23 protein-coding genes are annotated in these 25,894 nt (G+C 69.3%); 6 read left to right on the forward strand and 17 right to left on the reverse strand.

The window, feature by feature from the left end:
* Window position 1: 1 nt before the first annotated feature.
* On the reverse strand, window positions 2-841 hold the full coding sequence (locus tag OL599_RS05215; RefSeq protein ID WP_264712591.1) for an alpha/beta fold hydrolase: 840 nt from the start codon (window positions 839-841) through the stop codon (window positions 2-4).
* Entirely contained in the window at window positions 841-2,052 is a 1,212-nt protein-coding gene (locus OL599_RS05220) for a CaiB/BaiF CoA transferase family protein (protein WP_264712592.1), read from the reverse strand. The genes OL599_RS05215 and OL599_RS05220 overlap by 1 nt, the downstream gene beginning before the upstream one ends.
* An 88-nt stretch (window positions 2,053-2,140) precedes the next feature.
* Here OL599_RS05220 and OL599_RS05225 point away from each other — a divergent pair, with 88 nt between their 5' ends.
* Window positions 2,141-3,661: an aldehyde dehydrogenase family protein gene (locus OL599_RS05225; RefSeq protein ID WP_264712593.1), complete on the forward strand. Its 1,521-nt coding sequence runs from the start codon at window positions 2,141-2,143 to the stop codon at window positions 3,659-3,661.
* Here the strand turns inward: OL599_RS05225 and OL599_RS05230 are convergent.
* Window positions 3,639-3,956, reverse strand: a complete 318-nt coding sequence (locus OL599_RS05230) for a hypothetical protein (RefSeq protein ID WP_264712594.1) — start codon at window positions 3,954-3,956, stop codon at window positions 3,639-3,641. The two genes, OL599_RS05225 and OL599_RS05230, sit on opposite strands and share 23 nt — an antisense overlap.
* 22 nt (window positions 3,957-3,978) lie before the next feature.
* Here OL599_RS05230 and OL599_RS05235 point away from each other — a divergent pair, with 22 nt between their 5' ends.
* The gene (locus OL599_RS05235) at window positions 3,979-4,194 is read left to right on the forward strand and encodes a hypothetical protein (protein WP_264712595.1); all 216 of its coding nucleotides are present in this window, start codon (window positions 3,979-3,981) and stop codon (window positions 4,192-4,194) included.
* A 115-nt stretch (window positions 4,195-4,309) separates the two neighbouring features.
* On the opposite strand, the gene OL599_RS05240 is transcribed toward OL599_RS05235, so the two are convergent.
* From OL599_RS05240 to OL599_RS05260, 5 genes are read right to left on the reverse strand one after another with little or no spacing between them, the layout of a single operon-like run.
* Window positions 4,310-5,296: an ABC transporter ATP-binding protein gene (locus OL599_RS05240; protein WP_264712596.1), complete on the reverse strand. Its 987-nt coding sequence runs from the start codon at window positions 5,294-5,296 to the stop codon at window positions 4,310-4,312.
* The gene (locus OL599_RS05245) at window positions 5,293-6,111 is read right to left on the reverse strand and encodes an ABC transporter ATP-binding protein (protein ID WP_264712597.1); all 819 of its coding nucleotides are present in this window, start codon (window positions 6,109-6,111) and stop codon (window positions 5,293-5,295) included. The genes OL599_RS05240 and OL599_RS05245 overlap by 4 nt, the downstream gene beginning before the upstream one ends.
* Window positions 6,111-6,941, reverse strand: coding sequence for an ABC transporter permease (locus tag OL599_RS05250; RefSeq protein WP_264712598.1), 831 nt, complete (start codon window positions 6,939-6,941; stop codon window positions 6,111-6,113). Before OL599_RS05250 ends, OL599_RS05245 begins: the two co-directional genes overlap by 1 nt.
* On the reverse strand, window positions 6,934-7,869 hold the full coding sequence (locus tag OL599_RS05255; protein ID WP_264712746.1) for an ABC transporter permease: 936 nt from the start codon (window positions 7,867-7,869) through the stop codon (window positions 6,934-6,936). Before OL599_RS05255 ends, OL599_RS05250 begins: the two co-directional genes overlap by 8 nt.
* A 51-nt stretch (window positions 7,870-7,920) precedes the next feature.
* Window positions 7,921-9,525 (reverse strand): ABC transporter substrate-binding protein, encoded by a 1,605-nt coding sequence (locus OL599_RS05260; RefSeq protein WP_264712599.1) that lies wholly within the window; start codon window positions 9,523-9,525, stop codon window positions 7,921-7,923.
* A 173-nt stretch (window positions 9,526-9,698) separates the two neighbouring features.
* Here OL599_RS05260 and OL599_RS05265 point away from each other — a divergent pair, with 173 nt between their 5' ends.
* The 3 genes from OL599_RS05265 to OL599_RS05275 all read left to right on the forward strand — a co-directional run bounded on the left by OL599_RS05265 (window position 9,699) and on the right by OL599_RS05275 (window position 13,625).
* Window positions 9,699-11,246, forward strand: coding sequence for a M81 family metallopeptidase (locus OL599_RS05265; protein ID WP_264712600.1), 1,548 nt, complete (start codon window positions 9,699-9,701; stop codon window positions 11,244-11,246).
* Between the two features lie 279 nt (window positions 11,247-11,525).
* A complete protein-coding gene (locus tag OL599_RS05270; protein WP_264712601.1) occupies window positions 11,526-12,806 on the forward strand; it encodes a M20 family metallopeptidase in 1,281 nt (426 codons plus the stop codon).
* 150 nt (window positions 12,807-12,956) lie between these two features.
* Window positions 12,957-13,625 carry a trimeric intracellular cation channel family protein gene (locus tag OL599_RS05275; RefSeq protein WP_264712602.1) on the forward strand — a complete coding sequence of 223 codons (669 nt, stop codon included), beginning with the start codon at window positions 12,957-12,959 and terminating at the stop codon, window positions 13,623-13,625.
* 313 nt (window positions 13,626-13,938) lie between these two features.
* On the opposite strand, the gene recQ is transcribed toward OL599_RS05275, so the two are convergent.
* From recQ to cydD, 6 genes are all read right to left on the reverse strand, one after another.
* Window positions 13,939-15,789 (reverse strand): DNA helicase RecQ, encoded by a 1,851-nt coding sequence (gene recQ, locus OL599_RS05280; RefSeq protein ID WP_264712603.1) that lies wholly within the window; start codon window positions 15,787-15,789, stop codon window positions 13,939-13,941.
* Between the two features lie 16 nt (window positions 15,790-15,805).
* A complete protein-coding gene (locus OL599_RS05285; protein ID WP_264712604.1) occupies window positions 15,806-16,189 on the reverse strand; it encodes an OmpA family protein in 384 nt (127 codons plus the stop codon).
* Between the two features lie 173 nt (window positions 16,190-16,362).
* The gene (locus OL599_RS05290; protein WP_264712605.1) at window positions 16,363-17,184 is read right to left on the reverse strand and encodes a nidogen-like domain-containing protein; all 822 of its coding nucleotides are present in this window, start codon (window positions 17,182-17,184) and stop codon (window positions 16,363-16,365) included.
* A gap of 494 nt (window positions 17,185-17,678) precedes the next feature.
* Complete coding sequence (locus OL599_RS05295) at window positions 17,679-18,686, reverse strand: SPASM domain-containing protein (RefSeq protein WP_264712606.1); 1,008 nt, start codon at window positions 18,684-18,686, stop codon at window positions 17,679-17,681.
* Between the two features lie 383 nt (window positions 18,687-19,069).
* Window positions 19,070-20,695 (reverse strand): thiol reductant ABC exporter subunit CydC, encoded by a 1,626-nt coding sequence (gene cydC, locus OL599_RS05300; RefSeq protein ID WP_264712607.1) that lies wholly within the window; start codon window positions 20,693-20,695, stop codon window positions 19,070-19,072.
* A gap of 1 nt (window position 20,696) precedes the next feature.
* The gene (gene cydD, locus OL599_RS05305; protein WP_264712608.1) at window positions 20,697-22,373 is read right to left on the reverse strand and encodes a thiol reductant ABC exporter subunit CydD; all 1,677 of its coding nucleotides are present in this window, start codon (window positions 22,371-22,373) and stop codon (window positions 20,697-20,699) included.
* A 116-nt stretch (window positions 22,374-22,489) separates the two neighbouring features.
* On the opposite strand from cydD, the gene OL599_RS05310 reads away from it, so the two are divergent.
* The gene (locus OL599_RS05310) at window positions 22,490-23,707 is read left to right on the forward strand and encodes a CynX/NimT family MFS transporter (protein ID WP_264712609.1); all 1,218 of its coding nucleotides are present in this window, start codon (window positions 22,490-22,492) and stop codon (window positions 23,705-23,707) included.
* Window positions 23,708-23,837: 130 nt separating this feature from the next.
* On the opposite strand, the gene OL599_RS05315 is transcribed toward OL599_RS05310, so the two are convergent.
* Genes OL599_RS05315 through OL599_RS05325 form a run of 3 tightly spaced genes read right to left on the reverse strand, consistent with a single transcriptional unit; the run spans window position 23,838 to window position 25,845 of the window.
* A complete protein-coding gene (locus OL599_RS05315) occupies window positions 23,838-24,581 on the reverse strand; it encodes an SDR family NAD(P)-dependent oxidoreductase (protein ID WP_264712610.1) in 744 nt (247 codons plus the stop codon).
* A gap of 47 nt (window positions 24,582-24,628) precedes the next feature.
* Window positions 24,629-25,153, reverse strand: coding sequence for a cysteine dioxygenase family protein (locus OL599_RS05320; RefSeq protein ID WP_264712611.1), 525 nt, complete (start codon window positions 25,151-25,153; stop codon window positions 24,629-24,631).
* Complete coding sequence (locus tag OL599_RS05325; protein WP_264712612.1) at window positions 25,150-25,845, reverse strand: GntR family transcriptional regulator; 696 nt, start codon at window positions 25,843-25,845, stop codon at window positions 25,150-25,152. Before OL599_RS05325 ends, OL599_RS05320 begins: the two co-directional genes overlap by 4 nt.
* Between the last annotated feature and the right edge of the window lie 49 nt (window positions 25,846-25,894).

Raw genomic sequence — 25,894 nt, forward strand, 5'->3', positions numbered from 1 at the left:
GTCAGCCGGCGCGCAGGAAATCCCGCACCGCGGCAATCGTCGGCGCGTCCATCATCGCCGGCGCATGGCCGCAGCCCGGCACAGTCAGCGCCTTGGCGCCGCTTTCCACCATCCGCGCCAGCGTCGGCTCATCCAGCAGATCGCTGGTCGCGCCGCGCAACACCAAGGTCGGAATCGCGATCCGCGCCCACATCTCCCACAGATCGACATCCTCCGGCTCGGCCGCGACGATCGGAGTGGCAATGGCGGGGTCGTAGTGCAGCGCCACCCGCCCGTTCGGCAGCATCCGCACGGAATGCCGGGCCATGTGCGCCCATTGCGCGTCGGTGAGCCGGCCGAACGGCGCATGCGCCACCCGCAGGAACTGCTCGGCCTCAGCGACATCGGCGAAATCGCCGACCCGGCCGATGCGCTCCCGGATACCCTGGAGGGCGCCTTTGGGCAGGAACGGGCCGATATCGTTCAGCACCATGCGCGTGACCGGATGCCCCTGCGCCGCGGCGACCGCCATGCCGCAGATGCCGCCCAGCGAGGTGCCGACCCATGCCGTCGGCCCGCCGATCGCGGCCAGCAGATGCGACAGCGCCGCGACATAGGTGGGCGGCTGGTAGAGCTGCGGGTCCGCCAGCCAGTCCGAGGCGCCACGCCCCGGCAGGTCGGGGCAGACCACCCGGAAATCGGCCGCCAGCGCCTGGGCCAGCGGGTCGAAGTCGCGCGCATTGCGGGTCAGGCCGTGCACGCACAGCACCACCGGCGCCGCGGGGTCGCCCCATTCCACCCAGGCCATCCGGCGGAACGCGCCCGCCAGCAGATAGCGGACGGCGCCCCGCCTGGGCTCCATCAGACGATCCCTTTGGCCCGTAGCGCGTCCATCTCGGCGGTGCTGATGCCCAGCAGGTCCTGCAGGATCTCCTCGGTGTGCTCGCCCAGCATGGGCGGCGCGATGCGGTAATCCGCCGGCGTCTCCGACAGGCGCACCGGGTTGGCGATGATCTTCACCGGCGTGCCCGAGGCGTGCGGCATCTCCACCACCACCCCGCGCGCCTGCACATGCGGGTCGGCGAACACCTCCTTCAGCGTGTTGATCGGCCCGCAGCCGATCTTCAGCGCCTCGAGCTGCTCCACCCACCAGGCGGTCGGGTGCTGCTTCAGCACCGGCGTCAGCGTGTCCGTGACCAGCTGCCGGTTCTCCACCCGCGCCGCGTTGGTGGCGAAGCGCGGGTCCTCCAGCAGATGCGCGACATCGAAATTCTCGCAGAAGCGCTTGAACGTCGGATCATTGCCGATCGACAGCACGATGTAGCCGTCCGCGGTCGGGAACACCTGGTAGGGAACGATGTTCGGATGCTGGTTGCCCAGCCGCGGCGGGTTCTCGCCGGTGGACAGGTAGTTCATCCCCTGGTTGGCCAGCCACGCCACATGCGTGTCGAGCATCCCGATATCGATGTGCTGCCCCTGCCCGGTGCGGTCGCGATGGCGCAGCGCCGCGAGGATGCCGATGCAGCCATACAGGCCGGCGAACACGTCGGCGACGGGCACGCCCACCTTTTGCGGCAGCCCATCCGGCTCGCCGGTCAGGCTCATCACGCCGCCCATGGCCTGGATCAGGCTGTCATAGCCGGGGCGCGGAGCGTACGGCCCGGTCTGCCCGAAGCCGGTAATGGAGCAGTAGACGAGGCTCGGGAACTCCGCGTGCAGCTGTTCGTAGCCCAGGCCGTACCTGGCCAGCGCCCCGACCTTGAAATTCTCGACCAGGATATCGCAGTCGGCCAGCAACTGCTTGGCAATGGCCTGGCCCTCGGGTGCGGCGATGTCCAGCGTCACCGACCGCTTGTTGCGGTTCACGCCGATGAAATAGGCGCTCTCGCCAGTGCCCGGCATGGTCGGCGGCGCAAACCCGCGGGTATCGTCCCCGGCGCCCGGGCGCTCGATCTTGATGACCTCGGCCCCGAGATCGCCCAGCATCTGCGTGCAGGTGGGACCGGCCAATACCCTCGTAAGATCCAGCACCCGCAGGCCTTTCAGGGGTCCAGTCGCGTCTTTCGTGTTCATTCCTACGTCTTGCCTGTTGGGTTGCTCGAATACAATTCGGAGTTCATATGCGTCGCTTATAGGTCCGCTATCTCCGAAGGGAAACCCGATGCTCGACCGGCCAGAAGCCTCCCCCACCCCCGGCGCCCCCACCCTGGACGAGGCCGCCCTGGCCCGTGCCCTGTCCGGGAAGCACTTCATCGGCGGCAGGTTCGTGCCCGCGCACGGCGGCAAGACCTTCGCCGTGGTCAATCCGGCGACCGGCGCCGAGGTGGCGCAGGCCGCCGAGGGCGACGCCGCGGATGTCGATGCCGCCGTGCAGGATGCCGCCCGCGCCCAGAAGGAATGGGCCAGGCTGCCGGCGCGCAAGCGCGGCGCGATGGTTGCGCAGTGCGCAGCCCTGATCCGCGAGCATGTGGAGGAGCTCAGCCGGCTGATCGCGCTGGAGACGGGCAAGGCCCTGCGCACGGAAAGCCGGGTGGAGGCCAACACCGTCGCCGACGTGCTGGAGTTCTTCGGTGGCCTGGCCAGCGAGCTGAAGGGCGAGAGCGTCCCGTTCGCGCCGGACGTGCTGAGCGTGACCGTGCGCGAGCCGCTGGGCGTGGTCGGCGCCATCATCCCCTGGAACGTGCCGATGCTGCTGATGGCGCTGAAGATCGCGCCGGCGCTGGTGGCGGGCAACACGGTGGTGGTGAAGTCGGCCGAGGAAGCGCCGCTGACCGTGCTGCGCATCTGCGAGCTCATGAACCGCATCCTTCCCCCCGGCTGCTTCAACATGCTGTCCGGCTTCGGGCCGGAATGCGGCGCGCCGCTGGTGGCGCACCCGAAGGTCCGCAAGGTGACGTTCACCGGCAGCGTGGAAGTGGGCCGCATCGTCTCCAAGGCCGCGGCCGAGAAGCTGATCCCGGTGACGCTGGAGCTGGGCGGCAAGAGCCCGATGCTGGTGTTCGCCGACTGCGACTTCGACAAGACGGTGACCGGCGCCGTCACCTCGATGCGCTTCACCCGCCAGGGCCAGAGCTGCACGGCGGCCAGCCGCATCTATGTCGAGCGGCCGATCTTCGACAGGTTCGTGGCCGCCCTCGCCGCCCGCGTGGACGCCATGGTCATGGGCGACCCGCTCGACGAGAAGACCGATATCGGCACCATCATCAGCCCCGACCAGTTCGCCAAGGTTCGCGCCTTCGTGGAAGAGGGCAAGGCGACACCCGGCGCCACCGGCCGCGCCTGCTCCGCCCTGCCCGCCGATCCCGCGCTGAAGAAGGGCCTGTTCATCCAGCCGCACATCTTCACCGGCCTGCCGAACGCCTCGCGCCTGGTGCAGGAGGAGATCTTCGGCCCGGTTACCTGCGTGTTCCCGTTCGACGATGCCGAGGCGGTGCTGGAAGCGGCCAACGACAGCGAGTACGGGCTGGCGGCGTCGCTGTGGACCAACAACCTCAAACGCGGCCTCGACCTCGCGCACCGGCTGGAAGCGGGGCTGGTGCAGATCAACCAGAATCTCGTGGTGCAGGCGAACCTGTCCTATGGCGGCGTCAAAAGCTCCGGCCTCGGCAAGGAAGCGAGCCTGGAGTCCATGCTGGAGCATTTCACCCACAAGAAGACGATCATGGTGAACTACGGCGGCTGAAGGACCGCCAATGGCCTGATTTTTCAGTATCTTCAACCGGACGGGTGCGCCGCCAAGGCGCACCCGGCTTCGGGATGAGCGGATGGTCGCGATCCAGATGCCATGCCGCTGACCATGCAGGATTGAGCAAGACGCCCTGTTCCATACCGTTTGCTACGCCCATGTTTGCGCCGCAGCTTTCCATGATCGTCCGGCGGACCGACAGGTCCGGGAGGCCATCAGTGACAACGAGAACAAGATGGATCGTGATCTTCTCGACGGCTTGCGCCGGCGCCGTCGCGGTCGTGGTGTTCATGATCTGGGCGATGAACGGGTTCGTGAGTCTGGGCAGTCTGGGCCTCAGCGGGAACGTGCTCATCGCGCTGATCCTGGGCATCGTTCTCACCACGGCTCTGGGCGTGGCGCTCATGGGGCTGGTCTTCTACAGCGACCGCAGCGACCAGGACGAGGCGGTGTACCGCTCCACCGGTTCCGGGCTGCCCGAACATAAGGACGTTCAACCGACACCAAAGGTTGACCGGATCTCCAACTGATCGTGCGGCGCCGACGGAAGCGCGGATCGTCATGCCGCGCCGGCGCATCGTCACCGCCCCCGGTTGGACCGAACCTCGCAGCGCTTGCGCCCGGCGCCCTCGCACGCCCGGCATTTCAGATCCGAGGCAGTTCCTGCCCCGGGCACGCGCCGGGCGGCCAGAAGCGGCACGACACGCCGTGACCCGGCGCCACCTCGTGCCAGGCGGGCGTTCCGCTCGCCGCGTGATCCTCGCCGAAGACGCACGGGCCGGTCTCGCCGTCGCGCCCGCGGAATTGCGGCTCAGGCGCGGCCTCGGCGAGCTTGGCGCGCTGGCGGGCCGGATCGGGGATCGGCACCGCGTCCAACAGGTTGCGCGTATAGGGATGCGCCGGGCTGTCGTAGACGCGGGCGGCATCGCCGAGCTCGACGAGGCGCCCGCCATACATCACCGCCACGCGGTGGGCGACCGCGCGCACGATCGCCAGGTCATGCGCGATGAACAGGTAGGACAGACGCAGCTTCTCCTGCAGGCTGTGCAGCAGGTCGACGATCTGGGCCTGTGTCCGCACGTCGAGCGCCGAGACCGGCTCGTCGCAGACCACGAAGTCCGGATTCACCGCCAGCGCGCGCGCGATGACGACCCGCTGCCGCTGCCCGCCGGAGAATTCGTGCGGATAGCGGTGCACGACCTTCGGGTCCATGCCGACAAGCGTCATCAGCTCGGCCACCCGCTCGGGGATCCGCTCTCGCGGCACCGAGCGGTGCACGGTCAGCGGCTCGGCGAGGATCTGCGCGACCGTCATGCGGGGGTGCAGGCTGGAATAGGGGTTCTGCAGCACGAACTGCATGTGCCGGCGCATCGCGCGCAGATCGGCGCGCCGCATCGCGGTCAGCTCCTGCCCGAGCAGTCGCACGGAGCCGCCGCTTGCCGGCTGCAGCTGCAGGATGGCGCGCCCGGTGGTCGTCTTGCCCGACCCCGACTCGCCGACCAGCCCGAGCGTCTGGCCGGGCTCGATGTCGAAGGACACGTGGTCCACCGCACGGACCGGCGGACGGCCGCGCCGTGCCGGGAAGGTCACGCAGAGATCGCGGACCCGCAGCAGCGGCCCAGGGGCGCTCATGTGGTCCGCCCCGCAGTCTCGATGCGCGGCACCGCGGCCAGCAGCGCGCGCGTGTAGGGATGCTGCGGCCCGGCGAACAGCGCGTCGACCTCGCCGGATTCGACGATGTCGCCGCCATGCATGACGTAGACCCGCTCCACCATTCCGGCGATCACGCCGAAATCATGGGTGATCAGCATGAGCGCCATGCCGAGTTCCCGGCCCAGCCGCATCAGCAGGCGCAGGATCTGCGCCTGGACGGTGACGTCCAGCGCCGTTGTCGGCTCGTCGGCGATCAGGAGGTCCGGCTGGCACGACACCGCGATCGCGATCAGCACCCGCTGGCGCATGCCGCCGGAGAACTGGTGCGGATGGTCGTCGGCGCGCAGCGCGGGATCGCGGATGCCGACCAGGCCGAGCAGCTCCACCGTGCGGCGCCGCGCCGCCCGGCGTGAGAGGCCGGCGTGGCGGCACAGCATGTCGTCGATCTGCGCGCCGACGGTCATCACCGGGTTGAGCGAGGTCATCGGGTCCTGGAACACCATCGCGATGCGCCGCCCGCGCATGTCGCGCATCTCGCGCTCCTCGATCCGCAGCAGGTCCCGGCCGCGGAAAAGGATGCGCCCGCCCCACGCGACCGACGAGCCCTCGGGGGCGAGGCGCATGATCGCACGCGCGGTGACGCTCTTGCCGCAGCCCGACTCGCCGACGAAGCCGACGGCCTCGCCCGGTGCGATGTCGAAGGAGATCCCGTTCACGACGCGCGACGGCACGCCATCGCGATTGAACTGGGCGGTAAGGTCGCGCACCTGCAGCAGCGCGCGGGGATCATCCATCACCGGCTCCCGACATCGAGCATCTCGCGCAGGCCGTTGGCCAGCACGATGAAGGTCAGCGACGCGAACACGATCGCCGCGGCCGGACCGATCACGGTCAGCGGCGCGAGTTCCATGAACTGCCGCGCCTCGGCGAGCATGCTGCCCCAGTTCGGATCGGGCGGCGGCGGCCCGAGGCCGAGGAACGACAGCGCGGTCACCGTGAAGATCGTGTTCGCGAGCGTCAGGCTGGTCTGCACCAGGATCGGCGACACGACCAGCGGCAGCACGTGGCGGATGGCGATCGCGAATTCGCCGACGCCGACGCTGCGGGCGGCCTCGACATGGTCCCAGCGCTTGACGCTGAGCACCGGCCCGCGCACCACCCGGGCGAGCGTGGGCGTGTAGACGATGGCGATGGTCAGGATCAGGTTCTGCAGCGTTGGCCCCAGCGCCGCGACCACGGCGATCGCCAGCAGGAAGACGGGGAACGCGAACACGACGTCCAGCACGCGCATGATCGCCTGGTCGACGCGGCCGCCGACATAGCCGGACACCAGGCCAAGGACCAGCCCCGCCGCCAGCGCGATCGCCACCGCGACGACGGTGATCAGCAGCGTGCCGCGTCCGCCGATGATCAGCCGGCTCAGCACGTCGCGCCCGATGGAATCGGTGCCGAGCCAGTGCGCGGCACTCGGCCCGGCCAGCGAGCCCGGCGAGGTCTTCGACGGACTGTACGGCGCGATCACCGGCCCGAGAATGACGATCGCCAGCAGTGCGGCCAGCATCACGAACCCGATCGCCACCATCACCTGCCCTTTTGTCCACAGGCGTCGTGGCGCGTCAGTCATAGGACACCCGCGCATCCACCCGCGCATAGGCGATGTCGACCACCACGTTCATCAGCAGCACGATCGTCGCGGCGACGAGGACGATCGCCTGGATCGCCGGATAGTCGCGGTTGGCGATCGAATCGAACAGATACTGCCCCATGCCCGGGATCGTGAAGATCGTCTCGATCAGGATGCTGCCGCCCAGCAGCGCCGCGAGTTGCAGGCCGGTCACCGTGATCACCGGCGTCAGCGCATTGCGCACGAGGTAGTTGCCGAGAATGGTCCACGCACGCAGGCCCTTGGCCCTGGCGACCATGACATAGTCCTGGCTCGACACCTCGAGCACCGCGGCCCTCGTGTTCTCGGAGATCGTGACCGACACCGTCAGCGCGAGCGACAGCGCCGGCAGCAGCAGGCTCGCGATATTGCCGAGCGGGTCGCTCGCGAAGGCAACGTAGTTGAAGATCCCGACCGTCGGGAAATACAGGCCGGCCAGCAGCACGATCAGCGTGGCGACCACGAAATTCGGCACTGCCAGCAGCAGGCTGTTCAGCCCCCGCACCGCCCAGTCCGTGGTGCCGCGCAGCCGGGCGGAGGCGAGCCCGGTGCATGCGCCCATCGTGAGCGCCATCAGCCCCGCAATCAGCGTCAGTTCGGCGGTCACCGTCAGCCGCGGCAGGAGCTCGCCCGTCACCGGCTGCCTGGTGGCGAAGGAGCGGCCCAGATCCCCGGTCAACGCGCCGTCCAGCCAGACCAGATATTGCTGCCAGACCGGCTGGTCGAGCCCGAGATTGCGCCGGATCGTGTCGAGCGCCTCGGCGGAGATGGCGGTGGTACCGGCCGAGGCCTGCGCGAAGTCGCCCGGCAATGCGCGCATCAGCACGAAGGCGACGATCGACACGCCGAGAAGGATGGGCAGTGTCAGCGCGAGGCGGACGGCCACCATGCGGATCACGGCCAGCCTCCGCCGTCGCGCGCGCCCTGCCTTCGCACCTTGCTACTTGTCGATCCAGGTCGTCCGCACGAAGCTGCGGATGTTCGCTGCCAGCGGCACGTAGCCCTTGGCGTAGCTCCACCACGCTTCCCAGCGCAGCGGGTACTGATAGATGTCGAGCACATAGGCCTGGTCGGTGATCCGCCGCTGGATCTGCATGTAGCCGGCGGCCCGCTTCGCGGGATCGAGCAGGGTGCGGGCCTCCGCGATCATCGCATCGAGCTGCGCGTCGGCCATGCCCATCGACTTGCCGTACTGGTTGGTGGAGGTCATGCGCGAAACGATCGCGTCCGGGTCCGGGCTCCAGCTCAGCGCCACCGAGAGCAGTGTCGGGTACTCGCCCTTGACCCACATCGCGAGCAGCGGCGCGGTCTCCATCGGCTTGATCGCGACCTTGATGCCGGCTTCGGCCCATTGCTGCTGCAGGATCTGCGCGCAGCTCACGTCCAGCGGGTTGGCCGCGACCACGTTGTAGTCGCCCAGGTCGATGCCGTTCGGATACCCAGCCTCGGCGAGCAGCTTCTTCGCCGCGGCCACGTCGGTCTTGTAGTACGGCATCTCGCCGGCGCCGTCGTAGCCGCCGACATGGCTCTCGGGGATCATCGCGGCGACCTTGCCCGAGCCGCCAAGCACGGTCTGCAGGCAGGCCTGCCGGTCGGTCGCCAGGCTCAGCGCGCGGCGCACGCGCACATCGTCCAGCGGCTTCGCCTTCATGTTCATCCACACGGGGAAGGTGCGGGTGGTCTTGCCCGGCGCGGACACCAGGTCGGGCGAGGTCCTGACGATCTGCGCCGAGACCTTCGGGTCCTTGAACCAGGTCATGTCGATCGCCTTCGAGCGCAACGCCGAGGTCAGCGACGCCTGGTCCTTGAAGAACCGGAACACGACCGAATCGAGGTAAGGCTGGCCCTTCTCGTAATAATCAGGATTGGCCTTCAGCGTGAACTGCTGGTTCGGCTGGTAGGACTCGAACACGAACGGCCCGGTGCCGACCGGCTTCGTGTTCAGCTCGCCGACGCCGCGGGGCACGATGACGCCGAGCGGATTGGTCGCCATGTAGCTGAGGAAGGCGGCGTTCGGCGCCTTGAGCTCGAAGCGCACGGTCGCCGGATCGATCACGGTGACCGACTTGATGCTGGAGAAGATCGTGGCGCTCGGGCTCGCCGTGGCCGGGTTCAGGATGCGGTCGAAGGTGTATTTGACGTCCTCGGCATCGAAGGCCTGCCCGTTGTGGAACGTCACGCCGCTGCGCAGGCGGAACACATAGGTGGTGTCGTCGGGCTGTTCGTAGCCGGTGGCCAGATCCGGCTCCACCTTCATGTCGGCGTTCCAGCGCAACAAACCGGAATACATCAGCGACGTGAAGTCGTAGGACGAGAACGCCGCCAGGGTGTTCGGATCGAGCCCGATCGGGTCTGCATCCGCGCCGATCGTCAGCCGGCCGCCGCGCCTGGGTGTCGCACCGCCCGACTGGGCGAAGGCAAGCGGGCTGGCGCCCACCGCCACGCCTGCGAGCGCGAGGCGCAGCAGACTGCGTCGCGCGAGATCGTGCTCGCTGGCCGGCAGTCCAGCGGCAAACGCCGGAGCCACGGATTTGCTGTCCGACATGATGGCCTGTTCCCCCTGATCCCTGCGAACGGTAGCCTGCATCCTTCCGCGCCATCAAGGCGCGGAGCGCGCCGCCTTTCGACAAATGCATCCGCAGCGCGGGCCACGGGGCCGCTTGGACAGGCGGCCGGCGTGCGGCAACATGTTGCCCTTCGCCCGGGAGGTCTACCGCGATGATCCGTATTGCCACCGCCGGCTTCCAGCACGAGTCCAACACCTTCTCGTCGGTTCCGGCCAGCCTCGACAAGTTCAGGCGCTCCGGCATCCTGGAGGGCGACGCGATCCGGAATGAATATGCGACGTCGCAGACGACGCTGGCCGGGTTCTTCGCCGCGGCCGCCGAGGATCCGGAGGTCGAGCTCACGCCGCTGGTCTTTACGCGCCTGACGCCGATGGGCGCGATCACGCACGAGGCGATCGGGCACATCATGGACCGCGTCGTTGCCGCGATCCGCGACCAGGGGCCTTGGGACGCCGTGCTGCTGCCGCAGCATGGCGCCGCGGTTTCGGAAACCTGGCCGGATGCCGATGGGGAGCTGGTGCGCCGCGTGCGCGAGACGGTGGGCCCCGGCGTGCCGATCGGCCTCGCCCTGGACATGCACGCCAACGTGTCCCGGCAGATGGTCGAGAACGCCGATGTCACCACCGTGTACCAGACCAATCCACACATCGACGCGTTCGAGCAGGCGCTGCTCTGCGCGCGGCTGGTGCTGCGCATGGTGCGCGGCGAGATCCGGCCGCGCACCGCGCTGCGAACGCCGCCTTTGCTGGTCAACATTCTTTGCCAGGGCACGAGCGACGCGCCGATGTCGGACCTGCTGCGGATCGCGGACCAGCAGCGCCGGCGGCCCGGCGTGCTGTCGGTCAGCGTGGTGGAGGGCTATCCCTACGCCGACGTGGCCGAAATGGGCATGTCGTTCATTGCGGTGACCGATGACGACATGGCGCTGGCCGACGATGTCGCGGGCACGCTCGCCGAGGCCGCCTGGGCGATGCGGGCCGCGCTCAACACCGGCGGCACGCCGATCGATGCGGCGCTCATGCGGGCCAGGGCAGCGCCGGCCGGGCCGGTGGTGCTGTTCGATGTCGGCGACAATGTCGGCGGCGGCAGTCCCGGCGATTCGACACTGATCCTGCACGCGGCCCGGCGCCTGGGGATCGCCGGCCTGCTGCAGGCGCTCGGCGACCCGGCGGCGGTGCGCGCCTGCGCGGAAGCGGGCGTGGGCGGACGCATCGCGCTGGCGATGGGCGGCAAGACGGACGACCGGCACGGGGCGCCCTTCGCGATCAGCGGCGCCGTCACCGCGCTGTCCGACGGGCGTTACGAGGAGACCGGCCCCACGCATGGCGGCTTCCGCTTCTTCAACGACGGGCCGAGCGCCGCGGTGCGGACCGACGACGGCTACACGCTGGTGCTGACCACGCATGGTGGCGGTTCAGCCAGCCTGCAGCAGTTCCGCACGCTGGGTATCGAGCCGCGCGACGCGAAGATCATCGTCGCCAAGGGCGTTCACTCGCCCCGCCCGGCGATGGAGCCGATCGCGCGCGAGCTGATCTGGGTCGCGACCCCCGGCGTCACCACGGCCGACCTGTCGACGTTCACCTACCGCCGCCGACGCGTGCCGCTCTACCCGCTGGAGCCAGCGGCGGAATGCCAGGCTGCCGAGGATGCGGCGCGCGGCAAAGAAGCGGGCGGCAGGCAGCACCAGCGGCGCATCTGAAAAAAGACGGGTGCAGTTGGCCTGCTGGACAGCATTGCACGCATTACGGAATCACAACCCTCTGAAATCACTCAACCCTTATGCGGTCAGGCTCTCAGGCCCGCGCTGCTCGGATATTGCACTCCGGCACAAGCCAGACACGATCAGCTTTCAACCGCCGCTCTCACCGCGTAGCCTCAACCAAGATGCCTCACCAGCTGCGGGCGGCGCAGCGCCCTGCCTTCAGATGGTAAGCGCATCGCCGTGAGGTCATCCGCAGAGCACGCGCAGGAGCTGATCATGGCCGAACACATCTCCGCCAAAGGCGCTTCCGCCATCCTGAGGAATCTGGGCCCGTTGCTGCCCGATCTTGAGGCGCTTTACAAGGACATCCACGCCCATCCTGAACTATCGATGCAGGAGAAGCGAACGGCCGGCATCGCCGCCGACAGGCTCAGTAAGGCCGGCTACGAGGTGACGACAGAGGTAGGCCAGACGGGTGTGGTTGGACTGCTTCGCAACGGCGAGGGGCCGACAGTGATGTTGCGCGCCGATATGGATGCGCTGCCCATCGCAGAGAGCACCGGCCTTGCCTATGCCAGCAAAATCACGGCGACCGATGCCGGCGGGAACGTTGTGCCGGTGGGGCATATGTGCGGCCACGACATGCATGTCGCCTGGCTGGTCGGTGCGGCGACGTTGCTGTCGCAGGCGCGCCATGCCTGGAAGGGCACTTTGATGGCCGTCTTCCAGCCGGGCGAGGAAACCGCGCAAGGCGCCCGGGCCATGATCGATGACGGCCTGCTCCAGCGCTTTCCGACGCCAAATGTTGTGCTTGGCCAGCACGTCATGGTCGGCCCCGCCGGCACTGTCGCCGGAAGCGCCGGGCCGATCACCTCTGCGGCGGATAGCCTGCAAATCCGCCTTTTCGGGCGCGGCGCGCATGGCTCGATGCCGCAGGCAAGCATCGATCCTGTCGTCATGGCGGCAGCCATCGTCCTGCGGCTCCAGACCATCGTCTCCCGTGAAGTTGCGGCAACCGACGCGGCGGTGGTTACGGTCGGCGTGCTGCAGGCCGGCACGAAGGAGAACGTCATTCCCGACGATGCCGTCATCAAGCTCAATGTGCGGACGTTCGACGCCGGCGTGCGCACACATGTGCTTGCTGCGATCGAGCGGATCGTCAATGCCGAGGCCGAAGCCTCGGGCGCCCCGCGCAAGCCGGAGATCACGCCGCTCGACCGCTACCCGCTCAATGTGAATGATGAAACCGCGAGCAACCGCATCGCCGAGGCGTTTCGCGGCTATTTTTCCGCCGACCGGGTGAAGCACACGGGCCCCGCGCCGGCGAGCGAGGATTTCGGGTGCTTCGGCACCGCATGGCAGGTGCCTTCGGTGTTCTGGTTCGTGGGCGGCAATGATCCTGGGATTTATGCCAAGGCCAAGGCAGCGGGCAGGCTGAATGAACTGCCGGTCAATCATAGCCCGCAATTCGCGCCGGTCGTGCATCCGACCCTGGAAACAGGCGTCGAGGCGCTGGTCGTCGGCGCGCTGGCATGGCTTGATGTGGCAGCGAGCTGACGCCTTTTGCCGGAGCTGAATAACACCTGGAGCGGACGTGTTGCGTGGAATTACCTGAGCGCTTCCCCTTCCGGCGTACGCATCAGGCATTTCCGTTGGCGCGCCACGTGTTGCGGACGGATGCGCCAAGCCTGCACGGGGCGGGCCGACATGATCGCCATTGAAAGCTTCTTGCACGTTCTCGACCTGGTCGGGACCTTCGTCTTTGCAATCAGCGGAGCCGTGGCGGCAGTCAACCGCCGCCTCGACATTTTCGGCATTCTCGTCCTGTCCTTCGTTGCCGGAAATTTTGGCGGGATTACCCGAGATCTGTTGATCGGCGCGGTGCCGCCGGCTGCCCTCGCCGATGGGCAATATCTGTTGGTTTCGGCCCTGGCCGGACTCATCACCTTCTTCTGGTATGCTGGCGTCGACAGGCTGCGCAGCCCCGTGCTCCTGTTCGACGCGGCGGGACTGTCGCTCTTCGCCGCCGCCGGTGCGCAAAAGGCGATCGAGTTCGGGCTTAACCCGGTGGCGGCCGCCCTTCTGGGCATGTTGACCGGCATCGGCGGCGGCCTGACGCGCGACGTTCTTCTCGCGGAGATCCCGCAGGTATTGCGTTCAGACCTTTACGCCGTCGCAGCCCTGGCTGGCGCATCTGTCGTCGTGATCGGCGATGCACTCGATCTTTCTTATGGTGTCTCGGCTCCGGCCGGAGCGGTTCTGTGCTTCGGCCTTCGCTTCATGGCGATCAGATATGGCTGGCATCTGCCGGCTGCTCATCTGTCGGCGCAGCGCCGGGCCGAAACAGACTCTTCCGATGACCGGAGAACGCGTTGAACCATACCAGCGGCCATGAAGAATGACCGCTGGTATGAGTCGTTATTTTGTGCGCCGCCGCCCACCAAGCCCGCGACAGGCACGCGCTTGCGTGCCGCAAGCGGATCGGCGCGCGATACCAACGGCCCTTGACGATGGAAGGGTCATCGTCAAGGGCCGTTGGTATCATTCACGACGTCGGCCCACGGTCGAGCCGCATGTCGAATTTGAACCGGTCCTCGCGCGTGATCGCGAAGCCAAGGCGCTCATGCAGCCATCGCGGCGGGCTCCAGGGGCAGGACGCCCGTTTGCCCTGGCATACGATCCCCGGCCCTCACCCCTGCCGCAGCACCTCCAGGACCCCCGCGCCATAACGCGCCAGCTTCGACGCCCCCACGCCCTTCACCAGGCCGAGCTCGTCCAGCGTCGCCGGCCGCACCGCGGCGATCTCGCGCAGCGTCGCGTCGTGGAAGATCACATAGGGCGGCACCCCCTGCGCCTTCGCCTCCGACGAGCGCCACAGCCGCAGCGCGTCGAACAACGACCCGGCCTCGGCCGACAATCCCTCGGCGGCGGCCGGCTTCACCCGGCCGTTGCGATCGGGCGAGCCGCGGCGGCGATCCTTCTCCACCGGCGCATCCGCCCGCAGCATCACCTTCTCCTCGCCGCGCAGGATCGGGCGGGCGCGGTCCATGATCAGGCTCAGCGTGGCGAACTCGCCGGTCTCGACGTTCAGCGCGCCCTTGGCGATCAGCTGGCGGATCACCCCGCGCCAGAAGCCCTGGCTGCGATCCGCGCCGACGCCGAAGGTCGGCAGCGTGTCATGCGACCGCTGCAGAATCGCATCGGTTGCCTTGCCCATCAGCACGCTGATCACGTGCATCGCCCCGAAGCGCTGCCCGGTCCGATACACCGCCGACAGCACCTTCTGCGCCTCCGTGCTGCCGTCGAAGGTGCCCACCGGGGCGACGCAGTTGTCGCAATGCCCGCACGGCCCCGCCAGCTCCTCGCCGAAGCAGGCCAGCAGCGCCCTGGTGCGGCATTCCACCGTCTCGGTCAGCGAGATCATCGCCTCCAGCCGGCCGCGCATGGCACGCTTCTGCGCCTCGGGGGCCGCCGAGCTCTGCAGGAAATAGCGGGCGCGCGCGATGTCCTCCCCGCCATACAGCAGCAGCGTCTCGCTGGCGTCGCCGTCGCGCCCGGCGCGGCCGATCTGCTGGTAATACGCCTCGGGGCTGTCGGGCATGTCCAGGTGCACGACGAAGCGCACGTCCGGCCGGTCGATGCCCATGCCGAAAGCGATCGTCGCCACCACCACCACCGGCTCGCCGGAGCGGAACCGCGCCGCCGCCGCCCGCTTCTCCTCGGCGGGCAGCCCGGCATGGAAAGCGACGGCCGAGACGCCCTTGCCGCCCAGCCAGGCGGCGATGCGCTCGGTCTTGTTGCGGCTGCCGCAATAGACGATGCCGGCATCGCCCGCATGGCGCTTCAGCAGGGCCAGCAGCTGCGCCGTCTCGCCGGCCTTGGGCTCGGCGGCGATGTTCAGGTTCGGGCGGTGGAAGCTCGCCGCGAACATGCGCGCGTCGCCCATGTCCAGCGCGTGCAGGATGTCGGCGCGGGTGCGCGGATCGGCGGTCGCGGTCAGCGCCACCCGCGGCACGCCGGGAAAGCGCTGCGGCAGGCAGGCGAGCTCGCGATATTCCGGGCGGAACTCGTGCCCCCACTGGCTGACGCAATGCGCCTCGTCGATCGCCAGCAACGAGATCTCGCGCCGCTGCAGCCGCTCCATCGTGCCGTGGCTCAGCAGCCGCTCGGGCGAGACATAGACGAGGTCGAGGTGCCCGGCATCGAGCTCGCGGCCGATGCGCCGCTGCTCCTCGGGGTCAAGATCGGAATGCAACGCGCCGGCGGCCACGCCCAACTGGCGCAACGCCGCCACCTGGTCGTCCATCAGCGCGATCAGCGGCGAGATCACGATCGCCGTACCCGGGCGGCACAGGGCCGGCACCTGGTAGCAGACGCTCTTGCCGCCGCCGGTCGGCATCAGCACCAGCGCGTCGCCGCCGGCCACGACGTGCTCGACCACCTCCTCCTGAAGGCCGCGGAAGGCGGGGAAGCCGAACACCCGCCGCAGCACGGCGCGGGGCGCCTCGCCCGCGATCGCCATGGCCTCGGCCATCGTCATCGGGTCAGCCCGCGGCTTACCGTCGGCCGACGACGATCTCCACCCGGCGGCTTTCCAGCGAGTTCATGACGTAATCGACCGAGCCCACGGCCTGACGCTGGATGCGCGCCAGAGCGACGCCATCGGCCACCAGCGCGTCGGCGACCACCTGGGCCCGCAGGCGCGACAGGTCCTTGTTGGCCTGCGGGCTGCCTTCGGGATCGGCATAGCCGGATACGATCACCGGCGCGCTCGGGTGCTGCTTCGCCCACGCCGCCGCGGCCGTAACGGAACCGCTGGCGGTGGCGTCCATGTCGGCGGACCATTCCTGGAAGAACACGACGTAACGCTGGCTGTCGGGTTCCATGACCGTGCAGGCCCCGAGGGCGAGCAGCAGCCCCACCACCACCATCCGACGCATCGCCGAGTCTCCCAACCACATCGCCTGGCACCTAGGTGCCCGCCCCGGCCCGGTGGCGTCAATGACCATCGCGCATGTCCCGGTTGCACGCCGTAACGACTGGATGGGCCCGGGCACGCAAACGGCGCCCGTTCGGGCGCCGTTGCGCAAAGGTGCGGCGGCCGGCCCAGGCGTCAGCGGCGGCGGCGCACGGCACCGAGGCCGACCAGCCCGGCGCCGAGCAGCGCGAGCGTCGCCGGTTCCGGCACATCCGTCGGCGGCACCACCACCAGGTTCGGGTCGAACCAGATCTTCTTGTGGTCGACAATCCGGTTCAGCCCGGGGTCCAGCGATCCCTGCAACACCTCGCCGTTGGCGTTGCCATCGCCGAAGCCGATCGCGGCGACCTGATTCGTATCGGTCGCACTCCACCCCATCGTTCCATAGAAGAACCCGATGTCGCCCTCACCGAAGGGAACGACGTAGTCCGGGCCGCGCAGCACCAGCTGGAAGGTATTGAGCGCGCTCGTGTGCTCGCTGAAGAAGCCGACATGGTCCCATGTGACGATCAGCTCGTTGGGGATGTCGTTGCGCATGTGAACCACGCCGCTGGCGGCGCCACGGGTGTCCACGTCGCCGAAGAAGGGCGAAATGATGGGCTGGGTGGCGCCCTGCGGCCCCGTCGGAATGAAGGCCGAGATGCCGCTGCCGAAGCTGACACTGCCGTTGTTGTTGATGAACATCGTCGTGTAGTTCTGGCCGAAGAAAGTCAGCGTGAAGCCGAGACTGATCGGCCCGCTGAAGCCGTCGTCATTGCGGCCGGACGGGTTGCCCACGTTGGCGGCGTTGCCGCCGCCGGTGGTCACGACGACGTTGCCGATCCCGCCGCCGATGATGTCGGTGTACAGGAAATTCGAGGGAATCAGCGCCGAATCCGGAATGGTGGTCACCGCCGCATCCGCCCGGCCCGCAGCGAGGCCAAGCAGGGCGACCGCCCCGAACAATACTGTTCTCATCACGTCCTCTCTTTCGGTTCCGCTTAACGGTGAAGCCGACGCCACCGGTCGCCTGCCGCCATCTGTCCGGGAATCCGGGGGCAGTGTCCGTTGCTCCCGCCAAGCATCTTCAATGCCACAGAGGTTTTGCGTATCTATTCAATATGTTACACATGCAACAAACGGACATGAGTAGTTCACTGTCAAATAGAATTGACAGTTTTGCGCAATCTTCCTGGTATTTCAGCCAAATCGTGTAAAGGTTTCTTTACACCGTTTCTTTACAAATCTGTGATGGTTACGTGACTTGCAGGCGGATGCGATAACATTTCGTTGTATCTGACTTCACATTCTCTGTTTTGTTATTTCCTTACTTAAACAGGACGTAACCACCATCATCGCGGACGATCGCGCATATCCCGGCTGCGCTGCGTAAAGGCGGAAGGGCTGCAACATGGAAACGGCGCCCACTCGGGCGCCGCTCCAACGGGGCCGGCCCTGCGTCCGGGTCTGGGTCAGCGGCGCCGGCGCACCAGCCCGAGCCCGACCAGGCCGAACCCCAGCAGCGCCAGGCTCGCCGGCTCGGGCACGCTCGACGGCGGCGGCGCGACGCCGATGCCGCAGGCGGACCCGCAGCCCAGTTCGAGGATCCGGTCCGACTGGGTCAGGAACAGCGACCCGTCGAGCGGGTTCGGCGCCGTGTAGTCGCCGCGGCTGCCGCCGCTGGCGATGATGGTCTGCACGTGGGTGGCGGGGTCGATCAGGACGACTTGCCCGAAATTGGTGTTGACGACGATGTCACCGTTGAGGCTGTTGCTGCTGGCGATGATGCCCATGCCGTCCGAGCCGGCGATGCTGGCATTGAACACCTGTGCGCCCGTGACGTAGTCCCAGCCGGTCACGCCGTTGAAGGCGCCGTACACGGTCCTGCCGTCAGGCGAGACGGTGAGACCATCCGAATTGCCGCCGACGCTGTTGATCACCCGCACGGTCGGGATCGCGGTGCTGACATTGATATCCAGCAACTGGCCGCCATTGCCGGTGGAGACGATGTGGCCATCGACCGGATTGGTCCACATGCCGTTATGCGAGGCGATGTTCGAGAAGACCGTGTTGACCGTGCCGTTGTTGTTGAACCTGATGAACTGGTTCGCGTTCGCGCCGCTGAACCCGCCGCTGCCGTAGACCACGCCGCCGCTTGCCGCATAGGCGGGCGGGAAGGCATTGAAGGCGGTCGAGCTCAGCGCGTTGGCCAATGTCTGGTTGGTGACATTGCTGAACACGTAGTTCCTGTTCTCGGTGCTGGAGTTGACGATCACGTTGCCGTCGCTGTTGACCGCCATGCCCAGCGGCCCGACGCCGTTGTTGGGAAAGCCGGTGACGAAGCTCGTCAGCGTGAAGCCGAGCGCCGCGCCGGCCGGGGTCACCGCCAACTGGGCGTGCGCCGGGGCCGCGAACCCGACCACCAGGGCACCGAGCCCGGCGGCCGCGAGCAGACGTCCTGTCGTCCTGCGAGGGGTCATGTGTCGGTCTCTCCCGTGTCTGTCGCCGGCCGCCTGACCGCGTTTCGGGCAGCACGCGCCGCCCCTCGCGCCGTGCAGCTTTGATGCCACGGAATGTTTCTTCGTCAGTTCAATATGTTACGAAATATGACGGGGAGAGCCGAGCCGTCTCTGTCAAGCGCAGTTGACACTGCGGGCCCGAATCACCGGTATCCCGGCCTGATTCCCCAGGAAATCTTTTACACTCATCCCTTGCAAACCCGTGATGACTGGACCGTCCAAGCACCGAATCAATAACATCTTGTTGAAAGCGTCCCGAAATTCACGGGTTCGTCATGTCGTAACTTCACCAGAACGTAATCGTGAGCGGCCTGCCCGTCGCCCGGCTCCTGCGGCTCCCTCTGCTACCCCGCGGCCGCGACCGCGCGGCCGGCCGAAAGCCGCCAGATGCGGTCAAGCCGTTCCACGCCGGTCAGCCGGTGCGCGATCAGGACGATCGTGCGGTCGGCCGCCGCGTCGTTCAGCGTCTGGAAGAACGCCCGCTCGGTGTCCGCATCGAGGCCGGCGCAGGGCTCGTCCAGGATCAGCACCGGCGCCGGCGACAGCAGCGTCCGCGCCAGCGCCAGGCGCCGCCCCTGCCCGCCCGAGAAGCGCGCGCCGCCCTCGCCGACCCAGCTGTCCAGGCCGTCCGGCAGCGTCCGCACCACGTCGGCGATCCGCGCCGCCTCCAGCGCCGCCCACATCGCCGCTTCGTCGGCGTCGGGCCGGGCCAGCGCCAGGTTGGCACGGATGGTGTCGTCGAACAGGTGCGTGGCCTGGCTCAGCCAGCCGATCCTCTGGCGCACGTCGGCGGCGGCGAGCTCGGCGAGGTCGGTGCCGCCCAGCCGCACGCAGCCCTGTTGCGGCGCCACCACCTTCAGCGCCAGCGCCGCCAACGTCGATTTGCCGATGCCCGAGGGACCGATCAGCGCCACCCGGCTGCGCTCCGGGATCTCCAGGGTCAGGCCGTCGAACACCGGCGGGCGGTCCGGCTGCCAGCGGAAATGCACGCCCTCGAAGCGCAGCGCGCTGCCGCGCGGCAGCGGTGCCGGCGCCGGCGGGTCGGGCAGGTCCACCGGGCCTTCGGCCGCCTCCAGCACGCGCGCCGCCGCGGCCGCGGCGTGGCCCGCCAGCACCCCGGCCCGCGGCAACAACGCGACGGCCTCGAAGGCGGAGACAGCCAGAAAGGCGATGGCAGCGCCCGCGGGCGAGACCCCGGCCGCGAGCAGCACTGCCAGGATCGCCGCCTGCCCGCACAGGAACGCCCCCGCCCCCGCCCATGCGGCGCGGCCAGACAGCTCGTGCTGGGCCGCCAGCAAGGCGGCCTCGCGCGCCTGGACCAGAGAGAGCATGCGCCCCTCGGCCCCGAAGGCGCGCACCTCGCGCAGGCCGGTCAGCGTGTCCAGCGCGGCCACGCGCAGGGCCGCGACGGCGGCGGACAGCCGCGCGCCGGCGGCGGCGGTGGTGCGTGCGGCCAGCAGCGGCAGCACGAAGGCGGCAAGCGCGAACAGCGCCCCCACCGCCAGCGCCAGCAGCGGGTCTTCGCGCCCGATCAGCCACAGCAACGCCGGCAGCAGCACCGCGGCGCCGGCCAGCGGCACCAGGATGCGCAGATAGATCCCGTCCAACGCCTCCACGTCGTTGACCAGCCGGGCCAGCACGTCGCCGGCCCGCCGGAAGCCCAGCCCGCCGGCAGCGCGCGCGGACAGGCCGCGGAAGAACCACACCCGCAGGTCGGTGAGCGCGCGGAACATGGCGTCGTGGGTCGCCAGCCGTTCGAGATAGCGCAGCACCACGCGCGCCGGCCCCAACGCCTGCAGCGCGGCGGCGCCGGTCAGCACCACGCCGGCGGCAAGCCCCGCCACCAGCGCCGCCGACAGGGTCATCAGCGCGACCGCCGCGCCGAGGGCCGCCACCGACACCAGCGCGCCCACCGCCAGCCGGGCGGCACGGCCGCGCCAGAGCGCGACGATTCGCAGCAGCGGTCTCATCTCACGCCACCCCCCGGGCCGGCACGACACGGCCGGCGCGGATGTCGATGCGCCGCCCGCCGAAGGCATGCGCGGCCGCGGAGTGGCTGGCCAGGATCACCGTCCGGCCGATGGTCAGGCGACGCAGGCTGTCCAGCACCTCCGCCTCGGTCGCGGGGTCCAGATGCGCGGTCGGTTCGTCCAGCAGCAGCAACGGCGCGTTCTTGAGGAAGGCGCGGGCGATCGCCACGCGCTGCGCCTGGCCGCCGGACAGGCCATAGCCGCCCTCGCCCACCGCCGTGTCCAGGCCCTGCGGCAGGTCGGCGGCGAAGGCATCGACGCGGGCGAAACGGGCCGCCTCCGTCACTTCGGCATCGGTCGCCTCCGGGCGGGCGAAGCGGATGTTGTCGCGGATGCTGCCGGCGAACAGCACCGGGCGCTGGCCGATCCAGGCGATCAGCCGCGTCAGCGCCTGCGGCACCAGGGTGGCGATGTCGGCGCCATTCAGGGTCACGCGGCCGGACTCGGGGCGGACGAAGCCCAGCAGGATCTCGATCACGGTCGACTTGCCGGCGCCCGACGGCCCCGCGAACACCACGGTTTCGCCGGCAGGTACGCGGAAGGTCAGCCCGTCCAGCGCCGGCCCGCGCGTGGGGTCCCAGGTCAGCCGCACATCGTCGAACGCCACCGAGACGCCACGCGCCGCCACTGTGCGCACCGGCAGCACCGGCGCGGGTGGCGGCGGCAGCGGCAGCCCGGTCAGCGCCTCGGCCGCGCCCAAGGCGTGCATGCGGTCCTGGTAGGCGGCGGAGAAGGCCCGCAGCGGCACGAAGAATTCGGGCACCAGCAGCAGCACGAACAATGCTTCGCCGGGCCGCTCCAGGGTGCCGGCGGCGAGTTGGGCGCCGTAGCGGATCGCCAGCACCACCAGCGCCAGCGCAGCCGCGCAGTCCAGCGCCGCCGAGGACAGGAAGGCCACGCGCAGCACCCGCATGGTGCGCCGGCGCAGCTCGTCCGCGGCCCCGCCCAGCGCGCGCGCCTCGTCCTCGGCCCGGCCCGCCAGCACGATGGTGGCGATGCCGCGCACGCGGTCGAGGAAGCGGGCCTGCAAATGCGTCAGGGCGGCGAACTGCCGGCGCGAAGCCGCGGCGGCGCCGATGCCGGACAGCGCCATCGCCACCGGCACCAGCACGCCGGCGCCGGCCAGGATGGCGGCGGCCAGGGGATCGGCCAGCAGCACCGCCAGCGCCACCAGCACAGGGCCCGCGATCGCCAGGGCCGCGGCGGGTATCCAGCGGCTGAACAGCCCGTCCACCGCCTCGATCCGGTCGACGATCACGGTGGTCAGCTCGGCGGAATGATAGCGGCGCAGCAAGGCGGGACCGGCCGCCAGCAATCGGGTCAGCGCGTCGGTGCGCAGCCGGCGGCGGGCGGCGGCGCCGGCATCGAAGGCGGCGCGTTCGGACAGCACCCCGAGCCCGGCCCGCAGCAGCGCGAACAGGGCGAAGGCGATCAGCGGGAGCAGCGGCAACGCCTGCCGGGCCAGGGCCGCGTCCAGCACGGCGGCGGCACAGGCGGCCTGGCCCACCGCCAATACCGTTCCGGCCAGACCGCACGCCACCACCGGCGTACCGCCACGGCGCGCCAGCCGGCCTTGCTGCCGCAGCCAGCCCCGGGCGGCGATCTTGGTCTCGTCCATCGGCCAGAGGATTAGCGTACGCCGCCCGGATTGACAGGCCCCAGGATTGGCAGCCCTGTTGCCCGTGCCGACGGGGCCCTGGCGCAAGCCGCCGGCGCAGCGCGGGGGAACCGGGGATGACAGGGTATGTGGCGCGGGCGATCCCCGGCCGGTTCGCCGTGGCGTGCGCCATCATATTGATTGCGTTCAATCTGCGCCCTGCCCTGTCCAGCCTGGCGCCGGTGCTCGACGAGGTCATGCGCGACACCGGGCTGTCGGCCGCCGGGGCCAGCATCATGACCACCGCGCCGGTGTTCTGCATGGGGCTGTTCGGGTCGGTGGCGCCGTGGCTGGCGCGGCGAATCGGCCCGGAGCGAACCGCGCTGCTGGTGCTGGCCGCCGTCGCCGCCGGCACCGCGTGGCGCGGGGCCGCGACGGTGCCCGCCCTGCTCGCCGGCTCGCTGCTCGCGGGCATCGGCATCGGTATCGGCAACGTCCTGATCCCCGCCCTGCTGAAGCGCGACTTCGCCGACCGGGCGCTGCTGATGACCGGCTGCTACACCATGGCGCTGTGCCTGGGCGCCGCCGCGGCGGCGGGCCTGACCGCACCGTTGCGCGACGCCTTCGGCGAGTCCTGGGCCTGGGCGCTGGCCGCCTGGGCCGTGCCGGCGGCGCTCGCGGCCGGGTTCGCGTCGGTGGTCTGGGCGGCGCGCATCGGCCCCAGCTCCGCCGGTGCGCCGCCGCGTCCGCTGCAGCGTGTGCGCGGGCTGTGGCGCGACCCCGTGGCGTGGCAGGTGACCTTGTACATGGGGCTGCAATCGGCGCTGGCCTATGTGGTGTTCGGCTGGCTGGCGCCGATCCTGCGCAGCCGCGGCGACAGCGCGGTCGAGGCCGGGCTGGTCACGTCGGTGTCGGTGCTGACGCAGGTTGCCGCGACGCTTCCGGTGCCGATGCTGGTCGGACGCCTGCGCAGCCAAAGCGTGCCCGCGACGCTGGCGATGCTGGTGACCGGCATCGGCTTCATCGGCCTGCTGTTCGCACCGCTGTCCTGGCAATGGGGATTCGCAGTCGCCCTGGGCCTGGGCATGGGCGCGTCGTTCGCGCAGGCGGTGATGTTCATCGTGCAGCGCGCGGCGGACAGCCATGTCGCCAGCCAGCTCTCCAGCATGTCGCAGAGCGTGGGCTACGTGATCGCGGCCGCCGGGCCGCTGGTGGCGGGGGCGCTGCACGACCTCACCGGCGACTGGTCCATGGTCGGAGTCATGGCCGTCGTGATCTGCGTGGCTTCGGGGATCGCCGGCTGGCTCGCCGGACGGCCTGTCATGGTCGGCGCCGGCCGCCGGCAGCCGGGCTGACGTTCGCGTCCTGTTCCTGGCCCGCCCCGGTCATTGCCAAACCGGCGATCGGCACGCGAAATGTTCACGGCACCTAACGCTAACATTGCAAGAACATTACCGGAATGTAAGACCAACTACCCGGAGCCGGTCAGTACATGATGTCGCCGCCATTCGGGGACAGCGTGGCGCCGACATAGAAGCCGCCATGCGGGCCCGCCAGCAGCAGGGCGGTGGCAGCGATCTCCTCGGCGGTGCCGAAGCGCCCGGCCGGCAACCTGGCCTCGAAGGCGCGGCGCCATTCGGCGCTGTTGCGGCGCACCAGGTCGGTGTCGATCGGGCCGGGGGCGATGGCATTCACCCGCACGCCTTTCGGCGCCGCCTCCCACGCCAAGGCGCGGGTGAAGCCGATAATTCCTGCTTTCGCAGTGCAGTACGGCGCGATGTTCGGGCCACCTTTGAGGCCGAGCTGGCTGGCGACGTTGATGATGCAGCCGCGGCCACGGGCGAGCATGGCGGGATAGACCGCCTGGGCCATGAAGAACATGCCCTTCACATGCACGTCCATCACACCGTCGAAGTCCGCCTCTGTCATATCTTCAAAGGGTTTACGGACATTGCTGCCGGCGTTGTTGAACAGGATGTCCGCCGGCCCCAGTTCCGCCGCCGCCCAGTCTGCGAAGACGCGTCCGGCGGCGATGTCCGCGACGTCCACCGCGCGCTGGCGCACGCGGCGGCCGAGTGCGGCGATCTCGGCTGCGGTCTCGGCGGCCTTGGCGTCGTCGTGCAGGTGGCAGAAGGCGATGTCTGCCCCTTCGCGCGCGAACGCGAGCGCCGTGGCGCGCCCGATGCCACGCGAGCCGCCGGTGACGAGAGCGATCTGACCATGGAGCATCAGTATGATTTCATATCATAATAACCACATATAATTATCCGATGATATCACGCCGCCCAGACGTGATTGACCCCGTCGCCGAAGCGGTCGAACGCCACCCCGTAGACATGCACCGACACCGCCTCCTGGGTGCCGAGATTGGCGAGGCGGTGGATGGCGCGCGGGTCGGCCGGGGCGTGGCACACGTCGCCGGGGCGCCGCGCCAGGCAGGTGGTCGGCAGGGCAATGTCGCCGTCCGGGCGAAAGAAGGTCTCGGTGAGCCAGCCGCGCTGCACCCCGAACGCGCACCAGGTGCGGTGGCCATGCACCGGCGACATCTGCCCGGGCGCCCAGACGATGGCGACGACGGCATAGCCGGACGCGGGGTCGTTGTGCAGCAGATGGCGGGTGTAGCGATCCGGGTTGCACGGACAGTCCCGCCCTTCCAGCAGGCCGGGATCGCCGAGATAAGGCGCCAGCGCCGCCGCCATCGCGCGGTCGCGGGCAGCGAGCGGGACGCGGGCGGCGTCGGCTACGTCTGCCAGCAGGCGCGCCAGCGGCGTCGGCACGGCGATGGGTGCGAGCGCGTTCATGCGACCTCCGAGACCACGAGGGATGAATGGGGACCGGTCAACGCCGCCAGCACCATGTCGCGGCTGGCGGAAACCTGTTCGTGCATGATGGCAGCGGCGCGCGGCCCGTCGCCCTCGGCGAGGGCCGCGATCAGGGCACGGTGCTCATGCGCCATCTCGCCGCTGCGGTCGCGTTGCGACAGGCCGAGCACCAGCATGCGGGTGGACTCATCGAGCAGACGGCCGACCTGACGGGCCAGGCGCTGGTTGCCGGCGAGCTCGGCCACGGTGACGTGGAAGGCGCGGTTGGCGCACAGGAAGCGCAGCGCGCTGTCGGGATCGTCGGGGCGGTGGCCCTGCTGGCACACCGCATCCAGCTGGCGCAGCCGGGCCGGGTCGCCCTTCCCCGCCGCCCGGCGCGCCGCTTCCGGCTCCAGGATCAGGCGCAGGTCGAACACTTCGTGGATGTCGCGCACGGTGACCAGCGAGACCATCCAGCCGCGGCGCGGCACCGCCTGCACCAGCCCCTCGTCGGCCAGGCGGGCCAGCGCGGCGCGGACGGGGGCGCGGCCCATGGTCAGCCGCTCGGTCATCAGCGTCTCGCTGACCGCAGCCCCCGGCGGCAGGCGGCAGGACAGGATTTCTTCGCGCAGCGCCTCGACCGCCTGGTCGGACAGGCTGGATGGCGCGGGGACGCGGGCGATCACCGACATGCGCGTGGAATACCTTGTGACATGTCACAACGAATAGCAGCATCGCCGC

Origin of the sequence: Limobrevibacterium gyesilva (assembly GCF_025989185.1) — a bacterium.
Taxonomy (GTDB): domain Bacteria; phylum Pseudomonadota; class Alphaproteobacteria; order Acetobacterales; family Acetobacteraceae; genus Limobrevibacterium; species Limobrevibacterium gyesilva.

Bases quoted from the DNA above. Each gene is read 5' to 3' on its own strand.
- OL599_RS05215 (WP_264712591.1), bottom strand. From the start codon at position 841: ATGGAGCCCAGGCGGGGCGCCGTCCGCTATCTGCTGGCGGGCGCGTTC.
- recQ (WP_264712603.1), bottom strand. From the start codon at position 15,789: ATGACGATGGCCGAGGCCATGGCGATCGCGGGCGAGGCGCCCCGCGCC.
- OL599_RS05290 (WP_264712605.1), bottom strand. From the start codon at position 17,184: ATGAGAACAGTATTGTTCGGGGCGGTCGCCCTGCTTGGCCTCGCTGCG.
- OL599_RS05260 (WP_264712599.1), bottom strand. From the start codon at position 9,525: ATGTCGGACAGCAAATCCGTGGCTCCGGCGTTTGCCGCTGGACTGCCG.
- OL599_RS05320 (WP_264712611.1), bottom strand. From the start codon at position 25,153: ATGAACGCGCTCGCACCCATCGCCGTGCCGACGCCGCTGGCGCGCCTG.
- OL599_RS05325 (WP_264712612.1), bottom strand. From the start codon at position 25,845: ATGTCGGTGATCGCCCGCGTCCCCGCGCCATCCAGCCTGTCCGACCAG.
- OL599_RS05265 (WP_264712600.1), top strand. From the start codon at position 9,699: ATGATCCGTATTGCCACCGCCGGCTTCCAGCACGAGTCCAACACCTTC.
- OL599_RS05310 (WP_264712609.1), top strand. From the start codon at position 22,490: ATGACAGGGTATGTGGCGCGGGCGATCCCCGGCCGGTTCGCCGTGGCG.
- OL599_RS05270 (WP_264712601.1), top strand. From the start codon at position 11,526: ATGGCCGAACACATCTCCGCCAAAGGCGCTTCCGCCATCCTGAGGAAT.
- OL599_RS05255 (WP_264712746.1), bottom strand. From the start codon at position 7,869: ATGGTGGCCGTCCGCCTCGCGCTGACACTGCCCATCCTTCTCGGCGTG.
- OL599_RS05275 (WP_264712602.1), top strand. From the start codon at position 12,957: ATGATCGCCATTGAAAGCTTCTTGCACGTTCTCGACCTGGTCGGGACC.
- OL599_RS05230 (WP_264712594.1), bottom strand. From the start codon at position 3,956: ATGAACACCACGACCGCGACGGCGCCGGCGCAAGCCGTCGAGAAGATC.
- OL599_RS05285 (WP_264712604.1), bottom strand. From the start codon at position 16,189: ATGCGTCGGATGGTGGTGGTGGGGCTGCTGCTCGCCCTCGGGGCCTGC.
- cydC (WP_264712607.1), bottom strand. From the start codon at position 20,695: ATGAGACCGCTGCTGCGAATCGTCGCGCTCTGGCGCGGCCGTGCCGCC.
- OL599_RS05295 (WP_264712606.1), bottom strand. From the start codon at position 18,686: ATGACCCCTCGCAGGACGACAGGACGTCTGCTCGCGGCCGCCGGGCTC.
- cydD (WP_264712608.1), bottom strand. From the start codon at position 22,373: ATGGACGAGACCAAGATCGCCGCCCGGGGCTGGCTGCGGCAGCAAGGC.
- OL599_RS05315 (WP_264712610.1), bottom strand. From the start codon at position 24,581: ATGCTCCATGGTCAGATCGCTCTCGTCACCGGCGGCTCGCGTGGCATC.
- OL599_RS05225 (WP_264712593.1), top strand. From the start codon at position 2,141: ATGCTCGACCGGCCAGAAGCCTCCCCCACCCCCGGCGCCCCCACCCTG.
- OL599_RS05250 (WP_264712598.1), bottom strand. From the start codon at position 6,941: ATGACTGACGCGCCACGACGCCTGTGGACAAAAGGGCAGGTGATGGTG.
- OL599_RS05240 (WP_264712596.1), bottom strand. From the start codon at position 5,296: ATGAGCGCCCCTGGGCCGCTGCTGCGGGTCCGCGATCTCTGCGTGACC.
- OL599_RS05245 (WP_264712597.1), bottom strand. From the start codon at position 6,111: ATGGATGATCCCCGCGCGCTGCTGCAGGTGCGCGACCTTACCGCCCAG.
- OL599_RS05220 (WP_264712592.1), bottom strand. From the start codon at position 2,052: ATGAACACGAAAGACGCGACTGGACCCCTGAAAGGCCTGCGGGTGCTG.